At 65.5% G+C, this 19,604-nt stretch carries 15 protein-coding genes; 6 read left to right on the top strand and 9 right to left on the bottom strand.

Annotation, left to right across the window (positions count from 1 at the left end):
* Positions 1–127: 127 nt before the first annotated feature.
* Together KKQ75_RS09085 and exaC are read right to left on the bottom strand one after the other, a co-directional pair.
* Positions 128–1,276: an iron-containing alcohol dehydrogenase gene (locus tag KKQ75_RS09085; RefSeq protein ID WP_213361696.1), complete on the bottom strand. Its 1,149-nt coding sequence runs from the start codon at positions 1,274–1,276 to the stop codon at positions 128–130.
* Between the two features lie 52 nt (positions 1,277–1,328).
* Complete coding sequence (gene exaC / locus KKQ75_RS09080; RefSeq protein ID WP_213361694.1) at positions 1,329–2,849, bottom strand: acetaldehyde dehydrogenase ExaC; 1,521 nt, start codon at positions 2,847–2,849, stop codon at positions 1,329–1,331.
* Between the two features lie 328 nt (positions 2,850–3,177).
* Between exaC and KKQ75_RS09075 the strand changes: the two genes are divergently transcribed.
* Entirely contained in the window at positions 3,178–5,220 is a 2,043-nt protein-coding gene (locus tag KKQ75_RS09075; protein ID WP_213361692.1) for a sigma-54-dependent Fis family transcriptional regulator, read from the top strand.
* A gap of 113 nt (positions 5,221–5,333) precedes the next feature.
* Here KKQ75_RS09075 and KKQ75_RS09070 read toward each other — a convergent pair whose 3' ends face one another.
* Genes KKQ75_RS09070 through KKQ75_RS09060 form a run of 3 tightly spaced genes read right to left on the bottom strand, consistent with a single transcriptional unit; the run spans position 5,334 to position 8,115 of the window.
* Positions 5,334–6,170, bottom strand: coding sequence for a phosphatase PAP2 family protein (locus KKQ75_RS09070; protein WP_213361691.1), 837 nt, complete (start codon positions 6,168–6,170; stop codon positions 5,334–5,336).
* On the bottom strand, positions 6,167–7,012 hold the full coding sequence (locus tag KKQ75_RS09065) for a metallophosphoesterase family protein (RefSeq protein ID WP_213361690.1): 846 nt from the start codon (positions 7,010–7,012) through the stop codon (positions 6,167–6,169). The genes KKQ75_RS09070 and KKQ75_RS09065 overlap by 4 nt, the downstream gene beginning before the upstream one ends.
* On the bottom strand, positions 7,009–8,115 hold the full coding sequence (locus tag KKQ75_RS09060) for a diacylglycerol/lipid kinase family protein (RefSeq protein WP_213361689.1): 1,107 nt from the start codon (positions 8,113–8,115) through the stop codon (positions 7,009–7,011). Before KKQ75_RS09060 ends, KKQ75_RS09065 begins: the two co-directional genes overlap by 4 nt.
* A 68-nt stretch (positions 8,116–8,183) precedes the next feature.
* Between KKQ75_RS09060 and KKQ75_RS09055 the strand changes: the two genes are divergently transcribed.
* The 5 genes from KKQ75_RS09055 to KKQ75_RS09035 all read left to right on the top strand — a co-directional run bounded on the left by KKQ75_RS09055 (position 8,184) and on the right by KKQ75_RS09035 (position 16,386).
* A complete protein-coding gene (locus KKQ75_RS09055; RefSeq protein ID WP_213361688.1) occupies positions 8,184–8,882 on the top strand; it encodes a transposase in 699 nt (232 codons plus the stop codon).
* 207 nt (positions 8,883–9,089) lie between these two features.
* On the top strand, positions 9,090–14,036 hold the full coding sequence (locus KKQ75_RS09050) for a glutamate synthase-related protein (RefSeq protein ID WP_250131051.1): 4,947 nt from the start codon (positions 9,090–9,092) through the stop codon (positions 14,034–14,036).
* Between the two features lie 47 nt (positions 14,037–14,083).
* On the top strand, positions 14,084–15,562 hold the full coding sequence (locus KKQ75_RS09045) for a glutamate synthase subunit beta (protein ID WP_213361686.1): 1,479 nt from the start codon (positions 14,084–14,086) through the stop codon (positions 15,560–15,562).
* Between the two features lie 217 nt (positions 15,563–15,779).
* On the top strand, positions 15,780–16,100 hold the full coding sequence (locus KKQ75_RS09040) for a type II toxin-antitoxin system RelE/ParE family toxin (protein ID WP_213361683.1): 321 nt from the start codon (positions 15,780–15,782) through the stop codon (positions 16,098–16,100).
* Positions 16,084–16,386 carry a helix-turn-helix domain-containing protein gene (locus tag KKQ75_RS09035; RefSeq protein WP_213361681.1) on the top strand — a complete coding sequence of 101 codons (303 nt, stop codon included), beginning with the start codon at positions 16,084–16,086 and terminating at the stop codon, positions 16,384–16,386. The genes KKQ75_RS09040 and KKQ75_RS09035 overlap by 17 nt, the downstream gene beginning before the upstream one ends.
* 17 nt (positions 16,387–16,403) lie before the next feature.
* On the opposite strand, the gene KKQ75_RS09030 is transcribed toward KKQ75_RS09035, so the two are convergent.
* From KKQ75_RS09030 to KKQ75_RS09015, 4 genes are all read right to left on the bottom strand, one after another.
* Positions 16,404–17,717: a HAMP domain-containing sensor histidine kinase gene (locus KKQ75_RS09030; RefSeq protein ID WP_250131050.1), complete on the bottom strand. Its 1,314-nt coding sequence runs from the start codon at positions 17,715–17,717 to the stop codon at positions 16,404–16,406.
* A gap of 62 nt (positions 17,718–17,779) precedes the next feature.
* Complete coding sequence (locus tag KKQ75_RS09025) at positions 17,780–18,481, bottom strand: response regulator transcription factor (protein WP_213361674.1); 702 nt, start codon at positions 18,479–18,481, stop codon at positions 17,780–17,782.
* Between the two features lie 28 nt (positions 18,482–18,509).
* Positions 18,510–19,031, bottom strand: a complete 522-nt coding sequence (locus KKQ75_RS09020) for a cytochrome b (RefSeq protein ID WP_213361672.1) — start codon at positions 19,029–19,031, stop codon at positions 18,510–18,512.
* 26 nt (positions 19,032–19,057) lie between these two features.
* Positions 19,058–19,525, bottom strand: coding sequence for a Spy/CpxP family protein refolding chaperone (locus KKQ75_RS09015; protein ID WP_213361671.1), 468 nt, complete (start codon positions 19,523–19,525; stop codon positions 19,058–19,060).
* Between the last annotated feature and the right edge of the window lie 79 nt (positions 19,526–19,604).

Below are 19,604 nucleotides of genomic sequence, written 5' to 3'. Positions count from 1 at the left end.
CCAGCGGCGCTCGGGGGCCGGGCCATGCTGTTTCTGCAAAAAAGCCCCGTGCGCCATGCCATCAGGCACCGCAACGGGGCACAAGCCCTGGCCTCTCAGGCCAGGGTAACAGGAGCCGGTACTCGGCTCAGCGCGGACCGAAGGCCGCCGCAAAGATGCCGACGATTTCGGCGTGGCTGGCCTGCACCGGGTTGGTCAGGCCGCACACATCCTTGAGCGCGTTCTCGGCCAGCACGTCGAAGTCCTCGCGCTTCACACCCAGCTCCTCCAGCGACTTCGGAATGCCGACGATATCGGCCAGCTTCTTGATGGCAGCCACGGGGTCCAGGCCGGCCAGCTGCGGGTTGTTGGCCTGCAGGATGGCACCCACTTCATTGAGCTTGCCGGAGGCTGCGCCCATGTTGAAGGCCTCGACATGCGGCAGCAGCAGTGCGTTGCAGACGCCGTGCGGCAGATCGTAGAAACCGCCGAGCTGGTGCGCCATGGCGTGCACGTAGCCGAGCGAGGCATTGTTGAAGGCCATGCCTGCCAGGAACTGCGCATAGGCCATCTTCTCGCGCGCCTCCTGGTTATTGGGCTCGCTCACGGCGGTGGGGAGGTAACGCGCGATCAGCTCGATCGCCTTGACGGCGCAGGCGTCGGTGAGCGGCGTGGCTGCGGTCGAGACATAGGATTCGACGGCGTGCGTCAGCGCGTCCATGCCGGTGGCAGCCGTCAGCGCGGCCGGCATGCCTTCCATCATGCCGGAGTCGTTCACCGACAGGAAGGGCGTAACGTGCTTGTCGACGATGGCCATTTTCACGTGGCGTGTCTCGTCGGTGATGATGGTGAAGCGCGTCATCTCCGAGGCGGTGCCGGCCGTGGTGTTGACCGCCAGCAGCGGCAGTTGCGGCTTGGCGGACTTGTCCACGCCTTCGTAGTCCTCGATTTTGCCGCCGTTGGCGGCAACCAGCGCGATGCCCTTGGCGCAGTCATGCGAGGAACCGCCGCCAAGCGACACGACCAGATCGGCCTGTGCTGTCTTGAGCGCTTCCAGCCCGGCATTCACGTTGCTCACGGTCGGGTTGGGCTGGGCGCCATCGAACACGGTGGCAGGAATGCCTTGCGCCGCCAGCTTGTCGGACACGGTGTTGGCCACACCGATCTTGCTCAGACCCGGGTCGGTGACGATCAGGGCCTTGCGAAAGCCCATTTTGCCGACGATCTGCAGCGCTTCGTCGAGCGCGCCGGGGCCAATGATGTTCTGCACGGGCATGAAGAAATGGGATACGGACATGGGAGTCTCCTTGTAGGTAGTAAATAGGCCAGAGGGAAGGTACTGCAGGGGATCAGAAAAAGCCCAGCTTGTTTTCGCTGTAGCTCACCAGCAGGTTCTTGGTCTGCTGGTAGTGGTCGAGCATCATCTTGTGGTTCTCACGGCCGATCCCCGATTCCTTGTAGCCGCCAAAGGCAGCGTGCGCCGGATAGGCGTGGTAGCAATTGGTCCAGACGCGGCCGGCCTTGATGCCGCGGCCCATGCGGTAGGCCACGTTGCCGTTGCGGCTCCACACGCCGGCGCCCAGTCCGTACAGCGAGTCGTTGGCGATTTCCAGCGCCTCGGCCTCGTCCTTGAAAGTGGTCACGGCCAGCACGGGGCCGAAGATTTCTTCCTGGAAGATGCGCATCTTGTTGTGGCCCTTGAACAGCGTGGGCTGCACGTAGTAGCCGCCGGCCAGGTCGCCTTCGAGCTTGGCCGGAGCGCCGCCGATCAGCACCTGCGCGCCTTCCTGCTTGCCCAGTTCCAGGTAGGAGCTGATCTTCTCGAGCTGGACCTGGCTGGCCTGTGCGCCCAGCATGGTTTCGGTATCCAGCGGGTTGCCCTGCTTGATCGCTGCCACACGCTGCAGGCAGCGCTCGATGAAGCGGTCGTAGATGGACTCCTGGATCACGGCGCGTGACGGGCAGGTGCAGACTTCGCCCTGGTTGAAGGCGAACAGCACCAGGCCTTCGATCGCCTTGTCGAGAAAGGCATCGTCCTTGTCCATGATGTCGGCAAAGAAGATGTTGGGCGATTTGCCCCCCAGTTCCAGTGTGGCCGGAATCAGGTTGTTGGCAGCGGCCTGGGCAATCACGCGGCCGGTGGCGGTGGAGCCGGTGAAGGCGATCTTGGCGATGCGGTTGCTGGTCGCCAGCGGCATGCCGGCTTCGCGGCCGAGACCGTTCACCACGTTGAGCACGCCCGGCGGCAGCAGGTCGGCAATCAGCTCGGTCAGCACCAGAATGCTGGTCGGCGTGGATTCTGCGGGCTTGAGCACCACGCAGTTGCCAGCGCCGAGGGCTGGCGCGAGTTTCCAGGCGGCCATCAGGATCGGGAAGTTCCACGGAATGATCTGGCCGACCACGCCCAGGGGTTCCTGGTAGTGGTAGGCGACGGTGGTGGCATCGATTTCCGACATGTGGCCTTCCTGCGCACGCAGGGCACCGGCGAAATAGCGGAAGTGATCCGCCGCGAGAGGAATGTCGGCGTTCAGCGTCTCGCGGATCGGCTTGCCGTTGTCCACGGTTTCGGCGTAGGCCAGCTTTTCCAGGTTGGCCTCGATGCGGTCGGCGATCTTCAGCAGGATGTTGCTGCGCTCGGTGGCGGAAGTCTTGCCCCAGGCGTCGGCTGCGGCATGGGCGGCGTCGAGGGCGCGCTCGATGTCTTCGGCGGTGGAGCGGGCCGCCTGGCAGTAGGCCTGGCCGTTGATCGGGGTGATGTTGTCGAAATATTCGCCTTTCACCGGCGGCGTCCACTGGCCGTTGATGAAGTTGTCGTACTTGGCCTTGAATTGCAGCGGGGCGCCTGCCTGGCCGGGTGCGGGATAGATCATGGGGTGTCTCCTTGGATGTCGGTTGTGGTTTGCAACGGCGGCAGTTGCGCCGTGGACCTGCTTCTTGCAAGCGATGTGCCAACTTCGCGGACCTGCGGGTTTGTCCGGAGATCTGGCGGCCTGGATGGCTGTTTGTGGTGCTCCGGAGTACCCGGTGGTTGCGCCAGGGTGTGCCATCTGTACCAGCCCGGACGTGTCCCCGGTGTACCAGGTGTTCCGTTTTGGCACAGTGCAAACGCCAACACGGCGCCGAGGCCTTGCGTGCTAGCATCGACTGCTCAATGACAGAAAAAGCAGGATCCGTACCGTCCTGCACAAGGAGACAGCCATGACCGCACTTGGCACTGTCGAATCAGACGCCCTGTTGCGCCGGGCCCGCCACGCGCTGTACGCGCGCGATGCGCAGCCCGAGGATCTGCTGCCCGCATCGCTGGCGCACGTGTCGCGTTCGTGGCGGCGCAGCCTCGCGGCTGGCGTGGATGCCTTCGGCATGCGCCCGCACGTGCCGCATCTCTCGCGCTTCGAGGTGGAGCGTGCTACCGAACGCCAGCATGAGCTGCTGGCCCACGCGCGCCCGGTGATGGAATACCTGCACGGACAGACGCGCGGCAGCGGCAGCGTGCTGCTGCTGGCCGATGCCGATGGCCTGCTGCTGCATGCGCTGGGCGATCCCGGTTTCATGACGCGGGCCGAGCGCGTGGCACTGATGCCTGGAGCGAGCTGGCACGAGCAGTACCGCGGCACCAATGCGGTGGGAACTGCGCTGGCAGAAGGCGTGCCGGTGGTGGTGCACGGGGCGGAGCACTTTCTGGAGTGCAACACTTTTCTGACCTGCGCAGCGGCGCCCGTGGTGGCGCCCGATGGCAGTGTGCTGGGCGTGCTCAACATGTCCGGCGAGCGCAGCAGCCGGCATCCGCACACCTTCAGCATGGTGCGTGCGGCCACCCAGATGATCGAGAACCGCCTGTTCGACGCCTGCCACGGGCGGCACATGCGGCTGCACGTGCATCCGCTGGCCGAAGGCATCGGCACGCTGGCCGAGGGTGTGCTGGCACTGTCGGAAGAAGGCGTGCTGGTGGGTGCCAACCAGGCGGCGCTGGCATTGCTCAACCTGCGTGCCAGTCAGCTGGGTCGGGTGCGGCTGGAGCAGGTGGTGGACGCGGACCGCGAACACTTGCTGCGCGCCAGCCATCGCAGCCCGGCGCCCTTGCGGCTGCGCTGCCTGAGCGCGCCTGCGGTGCCGGTGCTGCATGTGCGGGTGGAACAGGGCTGGTCGCGTGCGGCCACGCTGGATATGCCGAGCCGCAGCATCAGCCGCGAGCCGGATGCGTTGCAGGCGCTGGATACCGGCGATGCAGCCTGGCACGGCGTGCTGGAGAAGGCGCGCAAGGTGCTGGACAAGCCGATTGCCGTGCTGCTGCATGGCGAATCCGGTTCGGGCAAGGAGGTGCTGGCCAAGGCCATCCACGCCAGCAGCCAGCGGCGTGAGCAGGCCTTTGTGGCGGTGAATTGCGCGGCCTTGCCGGAAAATCTGATCGAGGCCGAGCTGTTCGGCTATGCTCCTGGCGCCTACACCGGTGCGCGGCGCGAGGGCGCGCCGGGAAGCATTCGCCAGGCGCACCGAGGCACGCTGTTTCTGGACGAGATCGGCGATATGCCGCTGGCCATGCAGACGCGGCTGCTGCGCGTGTTGCAGGAGCGTCAGGTAGTGCCGCTGGGGGGTGGCCAGCCGGTGGCGGTGGATTTTGCGCTGGTGTGTGCCACGCACCGCGACCTGAAGGAAGAGGTGGCTGCAGGGCGTTTCCGTGCCGACCTGTACTGGCGCCTGAATGGATTGACCCTGCATCTGCCGGCGCTGCGCCAGCGCAGCGACTGGGATGTGCTGGTGCAGCGCATGCTGCAACGGCATGCGCCGCATCGTGCGATCGAACTGGATCCGGAGCTGGCGCGCGTGCTGCGCCAGCATCCCTGGCCAGGCAATCTGCGCCAGCTCGACAACACGCTGCGCACCACGGTGGCGCTGCTCGATGATGCCTGCGTGATCGGCATGGAGCACCTGCCGGACGATCTGGTGCAGGAGCTGCAGGAGGCGCGGCAGGCCCCGGGCGCTGGCGCGCCACAGGATATGCCATACGGACATCGCCGGAGCGCCGACCCGGGTTTTGCCACAACACGAACGCCAGTCATCGAGGAGGGCGAATTATCTCGCCTGCGCGCGGGTTGCGTGCCGCTGGCGCAGTACACGCGTGACGTGATGGAGCAGGCTTTGCGCGAGGCAGAGGGCAATCTCTCGCTCGCAGCGCGCCGGCTCGGCATCAGCCGCAATACCTTTTACCGAAGGATTATGCGAAAGCGCCCGGACGGGGCGTGAGCGAAGGGGCGCTGGCAGGCGCGTGTGGACTGCGTTACAGCAAGCGCACGAACATTCCGCCCGCAATCCCTGGCTGACACACGTGCGAGACGCTTGGACGAACGGCGCCCAGATCAGGCGGCCCTCTCGCGCCGCTCCAGCGCCCGCACCAGTCCCATGCTGCCTGCCAGCCACAGGCTCCCGGAAAGCCAGCCGCCCAGCACATCGGTCAGATAGTGCACCTGCAGCCCGATGCGGCTGTAGCCCACGGCGGCCACTGCCAGCGCAGCAGCGGTGAGCACGGCAACGCGTAGCCGGCAGGGCCAGCCGGGGTGCAGGTGCAGCAGCATCCACGCCAGCATGCCGTAGGCCACCAGCGAACCCGAACTGTGGCCGCTCGGAAAGCTCAGGCCGCCCGCCATGGTGTAGCCCTCCACATGCGAGGGCCGCACGCGGCCCACCCATTGCTTGAGCATCACGTTGAGCAGGGCATTGCCTGCGATGGCCCAGACCCAGCCCGCCGCCATCTTCCGCTCGCCGCGCCAGGCGAGGAGTACGGCACCGACAATGCAGGCGGCCGTCAGCACCGGGGTATCCGCCAGATGGCTCACCGTACCGAACAACGTCAACAGCGCCGGATGCACGTGCAGGCTGAGCGTATGGGCAAGAGCGGTGTCCAGCCGCGTGACCGGCCCGTCGTGCGTCACCTGCCAGGCCAGGGCGCTCCAGAGTGTGGCGGCCAGCACCATCCAGACGATGGCGGCACTGCCCAGCGGTGCATGCAGCGGCCTGCGGATGGCGCTGTCGCGTTGCATGAATGCGCAGAGGGGCAAGGCGGTGGCGGCCACCAGCAGCAGCCAGAGAATGAATACCATGCCCGGCGCCTGTCCCCATTGCAGGGCCACCGAGGTCCAGAACGCGCTCTGCGTGGCCAGGGCATCGGGGCTGTTGGGCGGCAGGGCGCTGTTCATCGCAGCCAGGTGGTGGCAACGCAGGTAAAGGCCTGCAGGCTGGCGTCGAAGTCCCAGCGCTCGACCTGCCATTGCGGCTCCAGCAGTTGCAGGGGATTGTGCAGATGGCCTTGCGGGGCGGCGGTGGCAGGGCGGAGCAGATTCACGGAATTCGGGTAGTTGTCGCGGATGCGGTCGGAAACAGCCGTGCCGGATTGTAGGGCCCAGAGCGCGCCGGGCGCATCGTCCGGCCCGGGCGGGATCAGCTCCACATACGGTTCATGGATGTGGCCGCCGAGCACACCCAGTGCCCCGGCGGCGCGCCAGGTCGCATTGGCGTGCGCGGCGCCACGCAACAGGTTTTTGCGCTCCTCTTCTTCGATCACCAGCGCCGGCTGGTGGACGGCCACCAGCTTGAGCGCCGTGTCGGGCAGTGCGCGCAGACGCCGGCTGACGTTGGCGATCTGTGCCTGCGAAGCCTCACCCTGGATATGCCGGTAACGCCGCGTGGTGCGCACGCCGATCAGCTGGATGGGGCCCAGATCCCAGTGGATCACGCCGTCGGCATCAAAGGCGGTGGGGAAATACTTCTGGAAGAGGCGATAGGGCCACAGAAAGCGGCGCCAGGGCAACCACAGCGAGATGTCATGGTTGCCGGGCAGGGCCATGCGCGTCTGCACCGGCAGGCTGTCCATGAAGGCGCGGGCGGCCGCGAACTGGCCGCGCCGGGCGCGCATGGTGATGTCGCCGGCGAGCAGCACATGCTGCACCTGCTCGGCTTCGGCCAATGCGCGCAGGGCCTGCAGCACGGCGGGCTGTTCGGTGCCGAAGTGGGTGTCGGAGATCTGCAGCAGGCTGCTCATGCGCCGCCTCCGGCAGAGGGTTGGGGTGGCGTGCTGGCCAGACTCAAGCCGCTAGCGGCCTGTACTGCTGCCGCTGCCGGCTGCAACAGGCCTTGGGGAATCAGGTCGGCCAGCAGGGAGGTCGGCTCCTCGTCCACCGGCGCGCGCAGCGGCGTCGGCACGATCAGTTGCAGTGCGTCACGCTCCACCTCGAAGCGCAGCGGCGCGCGCATCCAGTGCACCTCGCCATCGGTCGCCACCTTGATGCGGCGTCCGCCCAGATAGCCGCGCGCCTGTACGTCGAGTTGCTGGAACGGAAAGTGCAGCACCGCATCGTCGGCTTCGCCCAGCGTTCCGAAGGCGCCGCGCAGGGCCAGTCCGAACAGGCGCGGCGTGCTGACCGGCGCCAGCAGCACGGCGCGCAGGCGGCCGTCGAGTTCGGCCGGCAGCTCGGGCTCGCCCCCATCTTCGCTGTCCAGCAGGCCGGTTTGCTGCAGCTGCAGCGCATTGTTGGCGACGAACAGGGTGGGCGTCCTGCGCACGGTGTCATGGCCTTCGCCGCTCAGGCGCAGCGTCAGTTGCACCGGGCGGCGCAGCAGGGTGTAGAGCGCCGCCAGCGCGGCAACGAAACGGCTGCGGCCCAGCGTGGCCTTGAAGCGCTCGCGGTCTTCCAGCACCAGCGGATACAGCCCCACGCTCGCATTCACCAGAAACAGCCGGCCATTCACCCGCCCAGCCTGTACGGCGTGCACGATGCCGTCCAGCATTTGCTGCACGGCTTCTGCGGGATCTGAAGAAATGCCATACGCGCGGCAGAAATAGTTGAAGGTGCCCTGCGGAATCACGCCCAGGAGGCAGCCGCTGCCGGCCACCTCATGCGCCACCGTGCTGATGGTGCCATCGCCGCCGGCGGCCACCACGATGGCGCCCTGCTCGCAGGCCTGCTGCACGGCGGCACGGATCTGCTGCGGCAGCGTGCGGCCCGGCTCCAGCGCGATCAGGCGAAATGCGCGCCCGGACGCCCCCAGTGCGGCACGAATGGGCCGCGCGGCATCGTCCTCTGCATGGCGCCCTGCGCCTGCATTGAACAGAACCAGCAAGGGAGCGTCGGGAACAGGTGTCATGGGCAGACCCGGGCGATACACTTTATCTTGTTCTTGTGGCAAAACATCCCAGAAACGGAGTGACAGGCATGGCGCGATTGGCAAGGCTGAGTGTGGCGGGCTATCCGCATCACGTCATCCAGCGGGGTAACAACCGCCAGGCCATTTTTCTGGATGAGCCTGATTATGAGCGCATGCTGCAATTGCTGCGCGAGGCGAGTGCGCGACACCGTGTAGGACTGCATGCCTGGGTGCTGCTGCCCGGCCAGTTGCAACTGCTGGCCACGCCGCCGGATGCCGAGAGCCTGCCGCGCATGATGCAGGACGTGGGCCGCGCCTACGTACGCGCCTTCAACAACCGCCACCTGCGCAGCGGCACGCTCTGGGAAGGGCGCTATCGCAATACCGTGGTCGATCCGGACCTGCTGCTGCACGCCATGGCCTGCCTGGACAGCCTGCCGGTACGCGAGCATCTCGCGCGCAGCCCCGAGGCCTATCCCTGGAGCAGCAGCGCTCACTACACCGGTGAGCGCAGCGAACGCATGGTCACGCCCCCAGCACAGATCTGGCAGCTGGGCAATACGCCGTTTGCGCGCGAAAGCGCCTACCGCAACCTGCTCCACAGCCATGAGGCGGGACAGGATTGCGCGCGCTTCGAGGAGGCCGCCCTGGGCGGCTGGGCCTGGGGTTCGGACGATTTCGTCATGAAGCTGCAACAATTGACTGGCAGAAGATTGCAAAAGTCACACGCAGGAAGACCGCGCACCAAGCCTGTGAGCGCCACCTGAAGGGGCCGGAATCGTTGCTTCTATCCACAATCGTCCTTGAAAAACAGCAATTTGAATATGTCCCCAATTAATTGGCGACAATTTCATGGATGGAAATGAATAGGAATCTGACCCCAATTATTCCTGATGCACGGTAGAGGGTTTTGCCGTATTCTTCGATCTGTAAATGGATCCCCGATCCACCCACTTTCTGAACGGGACTTTCCTATGACCTCTACAGCAGAAAAAAACCATCTGGAACAGAACGGCCTGTACTGCGCATCCAACGAGCATGATGCGTGCGGCGTCGGCTTCGTGGCCCACATCCGCGGCGAGAAGAGCCATGCCATCGTCACCCAGGCGCTCAAGATCCTGGAAAACCTCGACCATCGCGGTGCCGTCGGTGCCGACAAGCTGATGGGCGACGGCGCCGGCATCCTGATCCAGATTCCCGATGCGCTGTACCGTGAAGAGATGGCCAAGCAGGGCGTGGAGCTGCCCCCGGTCGGCGAATACGGCGTCGGCATGATCTTCCTGCCCAAGGAGCACGCCAGCCGCCTGGCCTGCGAGCAGGAGATGGAGCGCGCCATCAAGGCCGAAGGCCAGGTGCTGCTGGGCTGGCGCGACGTGCCGACCAACCGCGACATGCCCATGTCGCCCGCCGTGCGCGAGAAGGAGCCGGTGATCCGCCAGGTCTTCGTCGGCCGCGGCCCCGATACCATCGTGCAGGACGCGCTCGAGCGCAAGCTGTACGTGATCCGCAAGACCGCCAGTGCCAACATCCAGGGCCTCAAGCTCAAGCACAGCAAGGAATACTATGTGCCCAGCATGAGCAGCCGCACCGTGGTGTACAAGGGCCTGCTGCTGGCCGACCAGGTGGGACAGTACTACGACGACCTGAACGACGAGCGCTGCGTCTCCGCCCTGGGCCTGGTGCACCAGCGCTTCTCCACCAACACCTTCCCCGAGTGGCCGCTGTCGCACCCCTACCGCTACGTGGCGCACAACGGCGAGATCAACACCGTCAAGGGCAACTACAACTGGATGCTGGCGCGCGAAGGCGTGATGTCCTCGCCGGTGCTGGGCGAAGACCTGCAGAAGCTGTACCCGATCAGCTTTGCCGGCCAGTCCGACACCGCCACTTTCGACAACTGCCTGGAACTGCTGACCATGGCTGGCTACCCGATCAGCCAGGCCGTGATGATGATGATTCCCGAGCCGTGGGAACAGCACACCACCATGGATCCGCGCCGCCGTGCCTTCTACGAATACCACGCCGCCATGCTCGAGCCCTGGGACGGCCCGGCCTCGCTGGTGTTCACCGACGGCCGCCAGATCGGCGCCACGCTGGACCGCAACGGCCTGCGTCCCGCGCGCTACTGCGTGACCGATGACGGCTTCGTCATCATGGGCTCCGAATCCGGCGTGCTGCCGGTGCCCGACCACAAGATCGTCAAGAAGTGGCGCCTGCAACCCGGCAAGATGTTCCTGATCGACCTGGACCAGGGCCGCATGATCGACGACGAGGAACTGAAGGCGCAACTGGCCAACAGCAAGCCCTACAAGCAGTGGATCGAGAACCTGCGCATCCGCCTGGCCGACCTGCCGCTGCAGAAGGTAGTGCGTGGCCAGACCAACGTCGGTGTGTCGTTGCTCGATGCGCAGCAGGCCTTCGGCTACAGCCAGGAAGACATCAAGTTCCTGATGGCGCCCATGGCCGCCAACGGCGAGGAAGGCATCGGCTCCATGGGCAACGACAGCCCGCTGGCCGTGCTGTCCGACCGCAGCAAGCCGCTGTACAACTACTTCAAACAGCTGTTCGCGCAAGTGACCAACCCGCCGATCGACCCGATCCGCGAGGCGATTGTGATGTCGCTGGTCAGCTTCATCGGTCCCAAGCCCAACCTGCTGGACATCAACCAGGTGAACCCGCCGCTGCGCCTGGAGGTGAGCCAGCCGATCCTGGATTTTGACGACATGGCCCGCCTGCGCGCCATTGCCGACGAGACCCAGGGCAAGTTCCGCAGCTACACGCTGGACATCACCTACCCGGTGGCCTGGGGCCCCGCGGGCGTCGAAGCCAAGCTGGCCTCGCTGTGCGCCGAAGCGGTCGATGCCATCAAGGCCGGCAACAACACTGTGCAGGGCCAGCACAACATCCTGATCATCAGCGACCGCGCCATCGGCGCCGATCGCGTGGCCGTGCCGGCGCTGCTGGCGCTGTCCGCCATTCACCAGCATCTGGTGCGTGAAGGTCTGCGCACCACCACCGGCCTGGTGGTGGAAACCGGCTCCGCCCGCGAAGTGCACCACTTCGCCGTGCTGGCCGGCTATGGCGCCGAAGCCGTGCACCCCTACCTGGCGATGGAAACCCTGCAGAGCATCCACAAGGAGCTGCCGGGCGAGCTGAGCGCCGAGAAGGCCATCTACAACTACATCAAGGCGATTGGCAAGGGTCTGTCCAAGATCATGTCCAAGATGGGCGTGAGCACCTATATGAGCTACTGCGGCGCCCAGCTGTTCGAGGCCATCGGCCTGAACACCGAGACGGTGCAGAAGTACTTCACCGGCACCGCCAGCCGCGTGGAAGGCATCAGCGTGTTCGAGATCGCCGAGGAAGCCCTGCGCATGCACAAGGCTGCCTTCGGCAAGGATCCGGTGCTGGCCAGCCAGCTGCAGGCTGGCGGCGAATACGCCTGGCGTGTCCGGGGCGAAGAGCACATGTGGACGCCGGACGCCATCGCCAAGCTGCAGCACAGCACGCGCGCCAACAACTTCAACACCTACAAGGAATACGCGCAGATCATCAACGACCAGAACAAGCGCCACATGACGCTGCGCGGCCTGTTCGAGTTCAAGTTTGATCCGTCCAAGGCGATTGCCGTGGAAGAAGTGGAACCCGCGGCCGAGATCGTCAAGCGCTTTGCCACTGGCGCCATGTCGCTGGGTTCCATCTCCACCGAGGCGCATGCCACGCTGGCGCTGGCCATGAACCGCATTGGCGGCAAGAGCAACACCGGCGAGGGCGGCGAGGACCCGGCGCGTTACCGCAACGAGCTCAAGGGCATTCCGATCAAGCAGGCCACCACGCTCGGCGCCATCATCGGTGAAGACAAGGTCGAGGCCGACATCGCGGTGCAGGCCGGCGACAGCCTGCGCAGCAAGATCAAGCAGGTGGCGTCGGGCCGTTTCGGCGTCACGGCCGAATACCTGAGCAGCGCCGACCAGATTCAGATCAAGATGGCCCAGGGCGCCAAGCCGGGCGAGGGTGGCCAGCTGCCGGGCGGCAAGGTGAGCGACTACATCGGCTTCCTGCGCCACAGCGTGCCGGGCGTCGGCCTGATTTCGCCGCCGCCGCACCACGACATCTACTCGATCGAGGATCTGGCCCAGCTGATTCACGACCTGAAGAACGTGGCGCCGCATGCCGACATCAGCGTGAAGCTGGTGAGCGAAGTGGGCGTGGGCACGATTGCTGCCGGCGTGACCAAGTGCAAGGCCGACCATCTGGTGATCGCCGGCCACGACGGCGGTACCGGCGCTTCGCCCTGGAGCTCCATCAAGCACGCTGGCGGCCCCTGGGAAATCGGCCTGGCCGAAACCCAGCAGACGCTGGTGCTGAACCGCCTGCGCGGCCGTGTGCGCGTGCAGGCCGACGGCCAGATGAAGACCGGCCGCGACGTGGCGATTGCTGCGCTGCTGGGCGCCGACGAAGTGGGCTTTGCCACCGCGCCGCTGGTGGTGGAAGGCTGCATCATGATGCGCAAGTGCCACCTCAACACCTGCCCGGTGGGCGTGGCCACGCAGGACCCGGTGCTGCGCGCCAAGTTCAGCGGCAAGCCCGAGCATGTGGTCAACTACTTCTTCTTTGTGGCCGAGGAAGTGCGCCAGATCATGGCCCAGCTCGGCATCCGCAAGTTCGAAGACCTGGTGGGCCGCAGCGACCTGCTCGACATGCAGCAGGGCCTGACACACTGGAAGGCCAGCGGCCTGGATTTCAGCCGCCTGTTCGCCCAGCCGCAGGTGCCGGCCGAAGTGGCCCGCCTGCACGCCGAAACGCAGGAGCACGGTCTGGAGAAAGCACTCGATCAAACCCTGATCCGCAAGTGCAAGCCTGCCATCGAGAAGGGCGAGAAGGTCAAGTTCATCGAGCACGCCCGCAACGTGAACCGCACCGTCGGCGCCATGCTGTCCGGCGCGGTGACCAAGGTGCACCCCGAGGGCCTGCCGGATGACACCATCCACATCCAGCTCGAGGGTACGGGCGGCCAGAGCTTCGGCGCCTTCCTGTGCAAGGGCATCACGCTGAGCCTGATCGGCGAAGCCAACGACTACACCGGCAAGGGCCTCTCCGGCGGCCGTGTGGTGGTGCGCCCGAGCCTGGAATTCCCGGGCGTGGCGGCCGAGAACATCATCGTGGGCAACACCGTGCTGTACGGTGCCACCACGGGTGAAGCCTACTTTGCCGGCGTGGCGGGCGAGCGCTTTGCCGTGCGCCTGTCTGGTGCGACTGCGGTGGTGGAAGGCACGGGCGACCATGGCTGCGAATACATGACCGGCGGCACTGTTGCCGTGCTGGGCAAGACCGGCCGCAACTTCGCGGCCGGCATGAGCGGCGGCGTGGCCTACGTCTATGACGAGGACGGCCAGTTCGCCAGCCGCTGCAACACCGCCATGGTGACGCTGGAGCCGGTGCTGAGCGCCGCACAGCAGAAGGCTACGGTCGATGTGGGCGTATGGCACCGCGGCCAGAGCGACGAAGAACAGCTGAAAAAACTGCTGTTGGACCACAGCCGCTGGACCGGCAGCCGCCGCGCCCGCGACCTGCTCGAGAACTGGGAAGCCAGCCTGCCGAAATTCGTGAAGGTGTTCCCGACCGAGTACAAGCGCGCGTTGGCCGAGATCCACGCCAAGGGCAAGACCGACGCCGGCAAGGGCGGTATCCCGGACGACTCGCTGGTGTCGGCTTCTGCGGCCATCCACACCGAAGTCGAGCCGCCGAAAGCGACCCGCAAGACTGCCGTGCGCCGTGCGCCGGGCCAGACGGCTACGGCCAAGGCCGATGCCGCCAAGCCGGTGGCCGCGAAGGCAGCCGCTGCAGCGCCCAAGCGCACGGCGAAAGCCGCAGCCAAGCCTGCTGCCGTCAATAAGCCCGTCGCCAAAAAGGCGAACTGAATCCTGAACCGACCCTGAACAGTCACTAGCTATAACGGAACACGATCATGGGAAAAATCACCGGCTTCATGGAGTATGAGCGTCTGGAAGAGGGCTACAAGCCCGTGGCCGAACGCCTCAAGCACTACAAGGAATTCGTCATCGGTCTGGACGACAAGCAGGCCAAGGTCCAGGCAGCGCGCTGCATGGACTGCGGCACGCCGTTCTGCAACAACGGCTGCCCGGTCAACAACATCATTCCGGATTTCAACAATCTGGTCTATGAAGGCGACTGGCAGGCGGCCATCGAGGTGCTGCACAGCACCAACAACTTCCCGGACTTCACCGGCCGCATCTGCCCGGCGCCGTGCGAAGCAGCCTGCACGCTGAACATCGATGCAGCGCCGGTCGGCATCAAGTCGATCGAGCACGCCATCATCGACAAGGCCTGGGAAAAAGGCTGGGTCAAGCCGCAACCGGCTGCGCACAAGACGGGCAAGAAAGTCGCCATCGTCGGCTCCGGCCCGGCTGGTCTGGCCGCGGCCCAGCAACTGGCGCGCGCCGGCCACAAGGTGACGGTGTTCGAGAAGAACGACCGCGTCGGTGGCCTGCTGCGCTACGGCATCCCCGACTTCAAGATGGAAAAATCCCACATCGACCGCCGCATCGAGCAGATGCAGGCCGAGGGCGTGGAATTCCGCCGCGGCGTGGTGGTGGGCGACTGGCCCAAGGACAGCAAGGTCACCAACTGGGCCAAGGAAACCGTCAGCGCCAGGCAACTGCAGAAGGACTATGACGCGGTGCTGATCGCCGCCGGTTCCGAGCAGAGCCGCGACCTGCCCGTGCCGGGCCGCGAGCTGGACGGCGTGCATTTCGCCATGGAATTCCTGCCGCAGCAGAACAAGGTCAACGCCGGCGACAAACTGGCCAAGCAACTGCGCGCCGATGGCAAGCACGTGATCGTGATCGGCGGCGGCGACACCGGCAGCGACTGCGTGGGCACCAGCAACCGCCACGGCGCCGCCAGCGTCACCCAGTTCGAACTGCTGGCCCAGCCGCCGGTGGAAGAAAACCGCCCGCTGACCTGGCCCTACTGGCCGATCAAGCTGCGCACCAGCTCCAGCCACGACGAAGGTTGCACGCGCGAATTTGCCATCGCCACCAAGGAATTCATCGCCGGCACCGGCAAGGACAAGGGCCGCGTGGTGGCAGTCAAGACCGTGCGCCTGGACTGGACCGACGGCAAGATGACCGAAGTGCCCGGCAGCGAGCAGGTGCTCAAGGCCGATCTGGTGCTGTTGGCCATGGGCTTCGTGAATCCGGTGGCGTCGCTGCTGCAATCCTTTGGCGTGGCGCTCGATGCGCGCGGCAATGCCAAGGCCACGACCGAGGAAGAGGGCGGCTACGCCACCAACGTCAAGGGCGTGTTTGCTGCGGGTGATGCGCGCCGTGGCCAGTCGCTGGTGGTGTGGGCGATCCGCGAAGGCCGCCAGGCTGCGCGAGCCATCGACCAGTACCTGATGGGTTCGAGCGACCTGCCGCGCTGATTATTGATTTGGTTTCTTCATTGCATCCCTCCTTCGGGCCGCGTTGGTACGCGGCCCTTTTTTTGTTGAGTGGCGTGCTGATGGAAGGGGTAGAGAAAATAAAAGTAATATATTGGTTCTAGAATTTCGGTCGAAAAAGGCCCCAATCGTGTGCCGCTGGGAGTAGTGCACGACGAATCGATCCCGGCCCGAGTCATCTTTACCTGGAATTCAGCCAATGGATAAATATACCCGTATCGGGTACACTTCTGGCAGGCAGATTGCTGTCCTCAAAAGAAAAGACTTTGCACGATGGCAATCGAGCGAGAGGCTCCCGGATACGGCGCTGTGCAGGGCCGTGGAGGAGATGGAGCTTGGTTTGGTGGATGCGGATCTTGGGGGCTTTCTTTTCAAGAGCGACAAGGCAAACGTGACGCAGGAGGAGCGCAAGGCGCTGCAGTTTGCCGGCAAGGTGTTTCTGGAGCTCTCTGCGGAAGCGTTGACGAAAGCGCTCAAGGCAGGCGTGTTGTTGGAGGTGCATTGTGAGCAAGATCATTGAATCGCTGCGTGGCGACCTGGCCGCGTTGCAGCAAGCGGGAGCGATCGACAAGGTAACCATGCGAGAGTTCGACGCGATTTGTCCGGCTCCTGTTCGGCAGTTTGGCGCGGCCGACATCAAGCGCTTGCGCGAAACATTGAAATTCAGCCAGCCCGTATTTGCGCTCCATCTGCATACCTCTGCATCGACGGTGCGCAAGTGGGAGCAAGGCGAAACCCATCCCTCCGGCCCGGCCCTCAAGCTGCTGAACATCATTGCCGACAAGGGCTTGCAGGCCATCCTCTGACGACGGCAGCCTGCCGCTCAGGAGTTGATCGGCAGGGTGATGCGCACGGCCAGCCCGGGGTTTGCATTGCGTATCGCAAACTGTCCGCCGTGTGCCTCCGCCACCAGCCGACAGAGATAGAGCCCAAGTCCGACGCCACCGCTGCTGCGCTGTCGTGCGCTATCGGGGCGGTAGAAGGCCTGTGCCAGATGCGGCAATTGCGTCTCGGGCACGCCATTGCCGTAGTCGCGCACTTCCAGCACGACTTTGTGGCCCTCGTCGCGCGAAATCGATACAGTCGGCGCCGTGCCAGGCGGACTGTGCCGCAGCGCATTGTCCAGCAGGTTGCGCAGCAGCAGCTGCATGCGGGTGCGATCCAGATCGAGTAGCGGCAGCTGTGAGTCGGCGTTGACTGCAATTGCCGCCGCGGCCGGCTGTGCACGTGCCATTTCGGCCACTGCACTGCGGGCCAGTAGCGCCAGATCGGTGGGTTCGCGCTGCAGCAGCGCATGGGGATTGGACAGGCGCTCGCTCTCCAGAAGATCCTGGATCAGGTCGCGCATCAGGGCGAGATCGCGCAACAGCGCGCTGTGTGCGGCGCGCGCTTCGGCATCATCCGGCTCGGGCAGCAATTCCATATTGAGCCGCGCGCGGGTCAGCGGGCTGCGCAGTTCATGACTCACCGCGAGCAACAGGTCGCGTCGCGCGTCCAGCATGTGGCGCAGGTTGTCAGCCATGCCGTTCACATCTTGCGCCAGGGTTGTCAGTTCGTCAGCGCCGCGCCCGTTTCCGGTGGCAATCGGTGTAGCGAAATCGCCCGTACCGAAGCGCCTTGCTCCCGCGCTGATGCCCTGCAGCGGCAGCAGCATGCGATGCACGCGCCAGTAGGCCAGCGCCGTCAGCAGCAGCAGCGCCGCGAGGGTGTACCAGAGGATCGGCGGCGGCCCATCTGCCCGTGCTCCGGGGAAACTCAGTCGGAACACGATGCGATGCCCGTCCGCCGTCTGCCGCGTGAACAGCGAGGCATCGCGCTCGTTGCGCGGCCCGAAACGGCGTTCGCGCTGGGGCTGGGAATCCCAATTGGTGACCGGCCCGCTGATATGGATGGCGATCGGCAACTTCTGCGCCAGCGCCTGCGCACGCACCACGTCGGGCGGGCTGCCGATCTCTGCCGCAAGGCGATCCACATAGTCCATCGCCAGCGGGCGCACGGCGTTCTCCCAGCCCTGGTTGAAGCCCTTGCGGATACCGCTGACAAACACGGCGGCAATGGCCAGACCGAGCAGCAGGAACAGCAATACCAGCCGCAGCCGCAGCGAGTGGCGCCAGCGCAGCCAGGGGCGACCGGACACGTTTGAGGGGCCTGAAGAAGGAGGAGTTGCGGATGTCGCGCCGGGAGCAGGCGAGGCAGATTTCATGGCGACACCTGCGGCAAGGGTGGCAGCGCCAGCGAATAGCCTGCATGACGCACAGTACGAATGCAGTCGAGCGGTTCCAGCTTCTTGCGCAGGCGGCTCACCACGATGTCCACCGCGCGGGTGTACAGGTCGGCATCGTGTCCGCGCAGCGCGGCCAGGATATCGTCCCGGCTGTGCACTTTCGCCGGCGCGCGGGCCAGCAGCAAAAGCAGGTCGAACTCGGTACTGGTCAGTTCCAGCGGCTCGCCCTGACGTTTTGCCGTGCGTGTGACGGGATCGACTTCCAGCCCCTCGAAACGCAACGGACCCTCCAAAGCAGCCGAAGCGGGCGCGGGTACACGCAGGCGCCGCAGCACGGTCTGCAAGCGCGCCACCAGTTCGCGCGGCTCGAACGGCTTGGGCAGATAGTCATCCGCCCCCAGCTCCAGCCCGACCACCCTGTCCATCACATCACCGCGTGCCGTCAGCATCACGATCGGCAGATCGCTCTCGCGCCGGATGGTGCGGCACAGTTCGAAACCGTCCATTTCCGGCAGCATCACGTCGAGAATGGCAGCATCGAAGCCGCCGGAACGCAGCAAGCCAAGCCCTTCGGAGGGCGCAAATGCCTGCACCAGCTCCAGGCCGAAGCGACGGAAATAGGCCGCCAGCGGCGGCCCCAGATCCGTATCGTCATCGATCAGCAGGATGCGTGCCATGGCGCTCATTGTGACACCGCACACACGCTCAGGGACGTCCCAGCCCCATGCGAGCCAGCAGGCGGTCGCGATTGACGAACTGGTGCTTGAGCGCCGCCAGCACATGCAGCGTCACCAGCAGCACCAGCACGCCGATCAGCGTCTTGTGCACACCCAGCATGGTCACCCTTTGCAGGCTGGCCGGCAGCAGCGCGGCATTGCCGGCAGACAGGGCCTGGCCGATGGCGCTGCTGCGCACCGTGGCCATGCCGCTCAGCGGCACCAGGATCAGCACTGCGTACAGGCCACGATGCACCCAGCGCGTCAGCGCCTGGTACAGACGCGGCTGCAGCGCCGGAGCCGGCACGCCGTCGCGCCGGCGAAAGAACAGGCGCAGCGCAGTGGCGGCCAGCACCAGCAGGCCCGCCACCAGATGCCACTGGTAATCGGTCAAGGTGACACTGCCGCTTTCGCGAGCCTGCGTGACGGCCTTGCCGAGGACGAAGGCACCGCCGAGCAGCGCCAGCGTGAGCCAGTGCAGGGCGATGATGCGGGAACTATGGCGTTGCATGCTTGCGTTTTCCATGATGCCCTGCCTTACATGCGGCGAAAGCGCTTCTGCTTCTGCATGAAATCGCGCACCTTCTGCTGCTGCTCGGGGCGCAGGCTGTCATAGAAGTCGCCCATGGCGGCAATCACCTGCGGGCTGCCGGCGCGGATGGCGTCGGTCTTTTGCTGCACCAGATTCTGGGCCGCGGTGCGGTCGAACTTCGGGCCGGCAATCAGCGCCTGGAATTCGGCACGCGGGTTGTCCGCATTGCCGCGCAGGGCCTTGCGCTGCAGCGCCATCATTTCGCCCAGGGCGGCGAGCTTGGCTTTCTGCGCGGCATCCAGATCCAGGCGATCGGCCACACGTTCGATCTGCTTGGCTCGCCAGGCGGTGGCGTCGGCCTCGCTCATGCTGCCCGTGCCGTGATAGCGGGAAACGCCGCAGGCCGTCAGGCCGCCAACGACGAGGGTGATGCCGGCAAAGCCCAGCACGATGCGTTTGATCCAGGGTTTCATGGAAGCTCCTTCAGGAGAGGGTGGAACATGCTTCCATGGTGCCGGGGCATCCCGCCGCGGTCATCTCGGCGGGGTTTCG

The sequence above is a fragment of the Brachymonas denitrificans genome, assembly GCF_907163135.1.
GTDB classification, from domain to species: domain Bacteria; phylum Pseudomonadota; class Gammaproteobacteria; order Burkholderiales; family Burkholderiaceae_C; genus Brachymonas; species Brachymonas denitrificans_A.
Note: the sequence above shows the minus strand (reverse complement) of the source record. Positions and strands in the feature narration are given on the sequence as shown.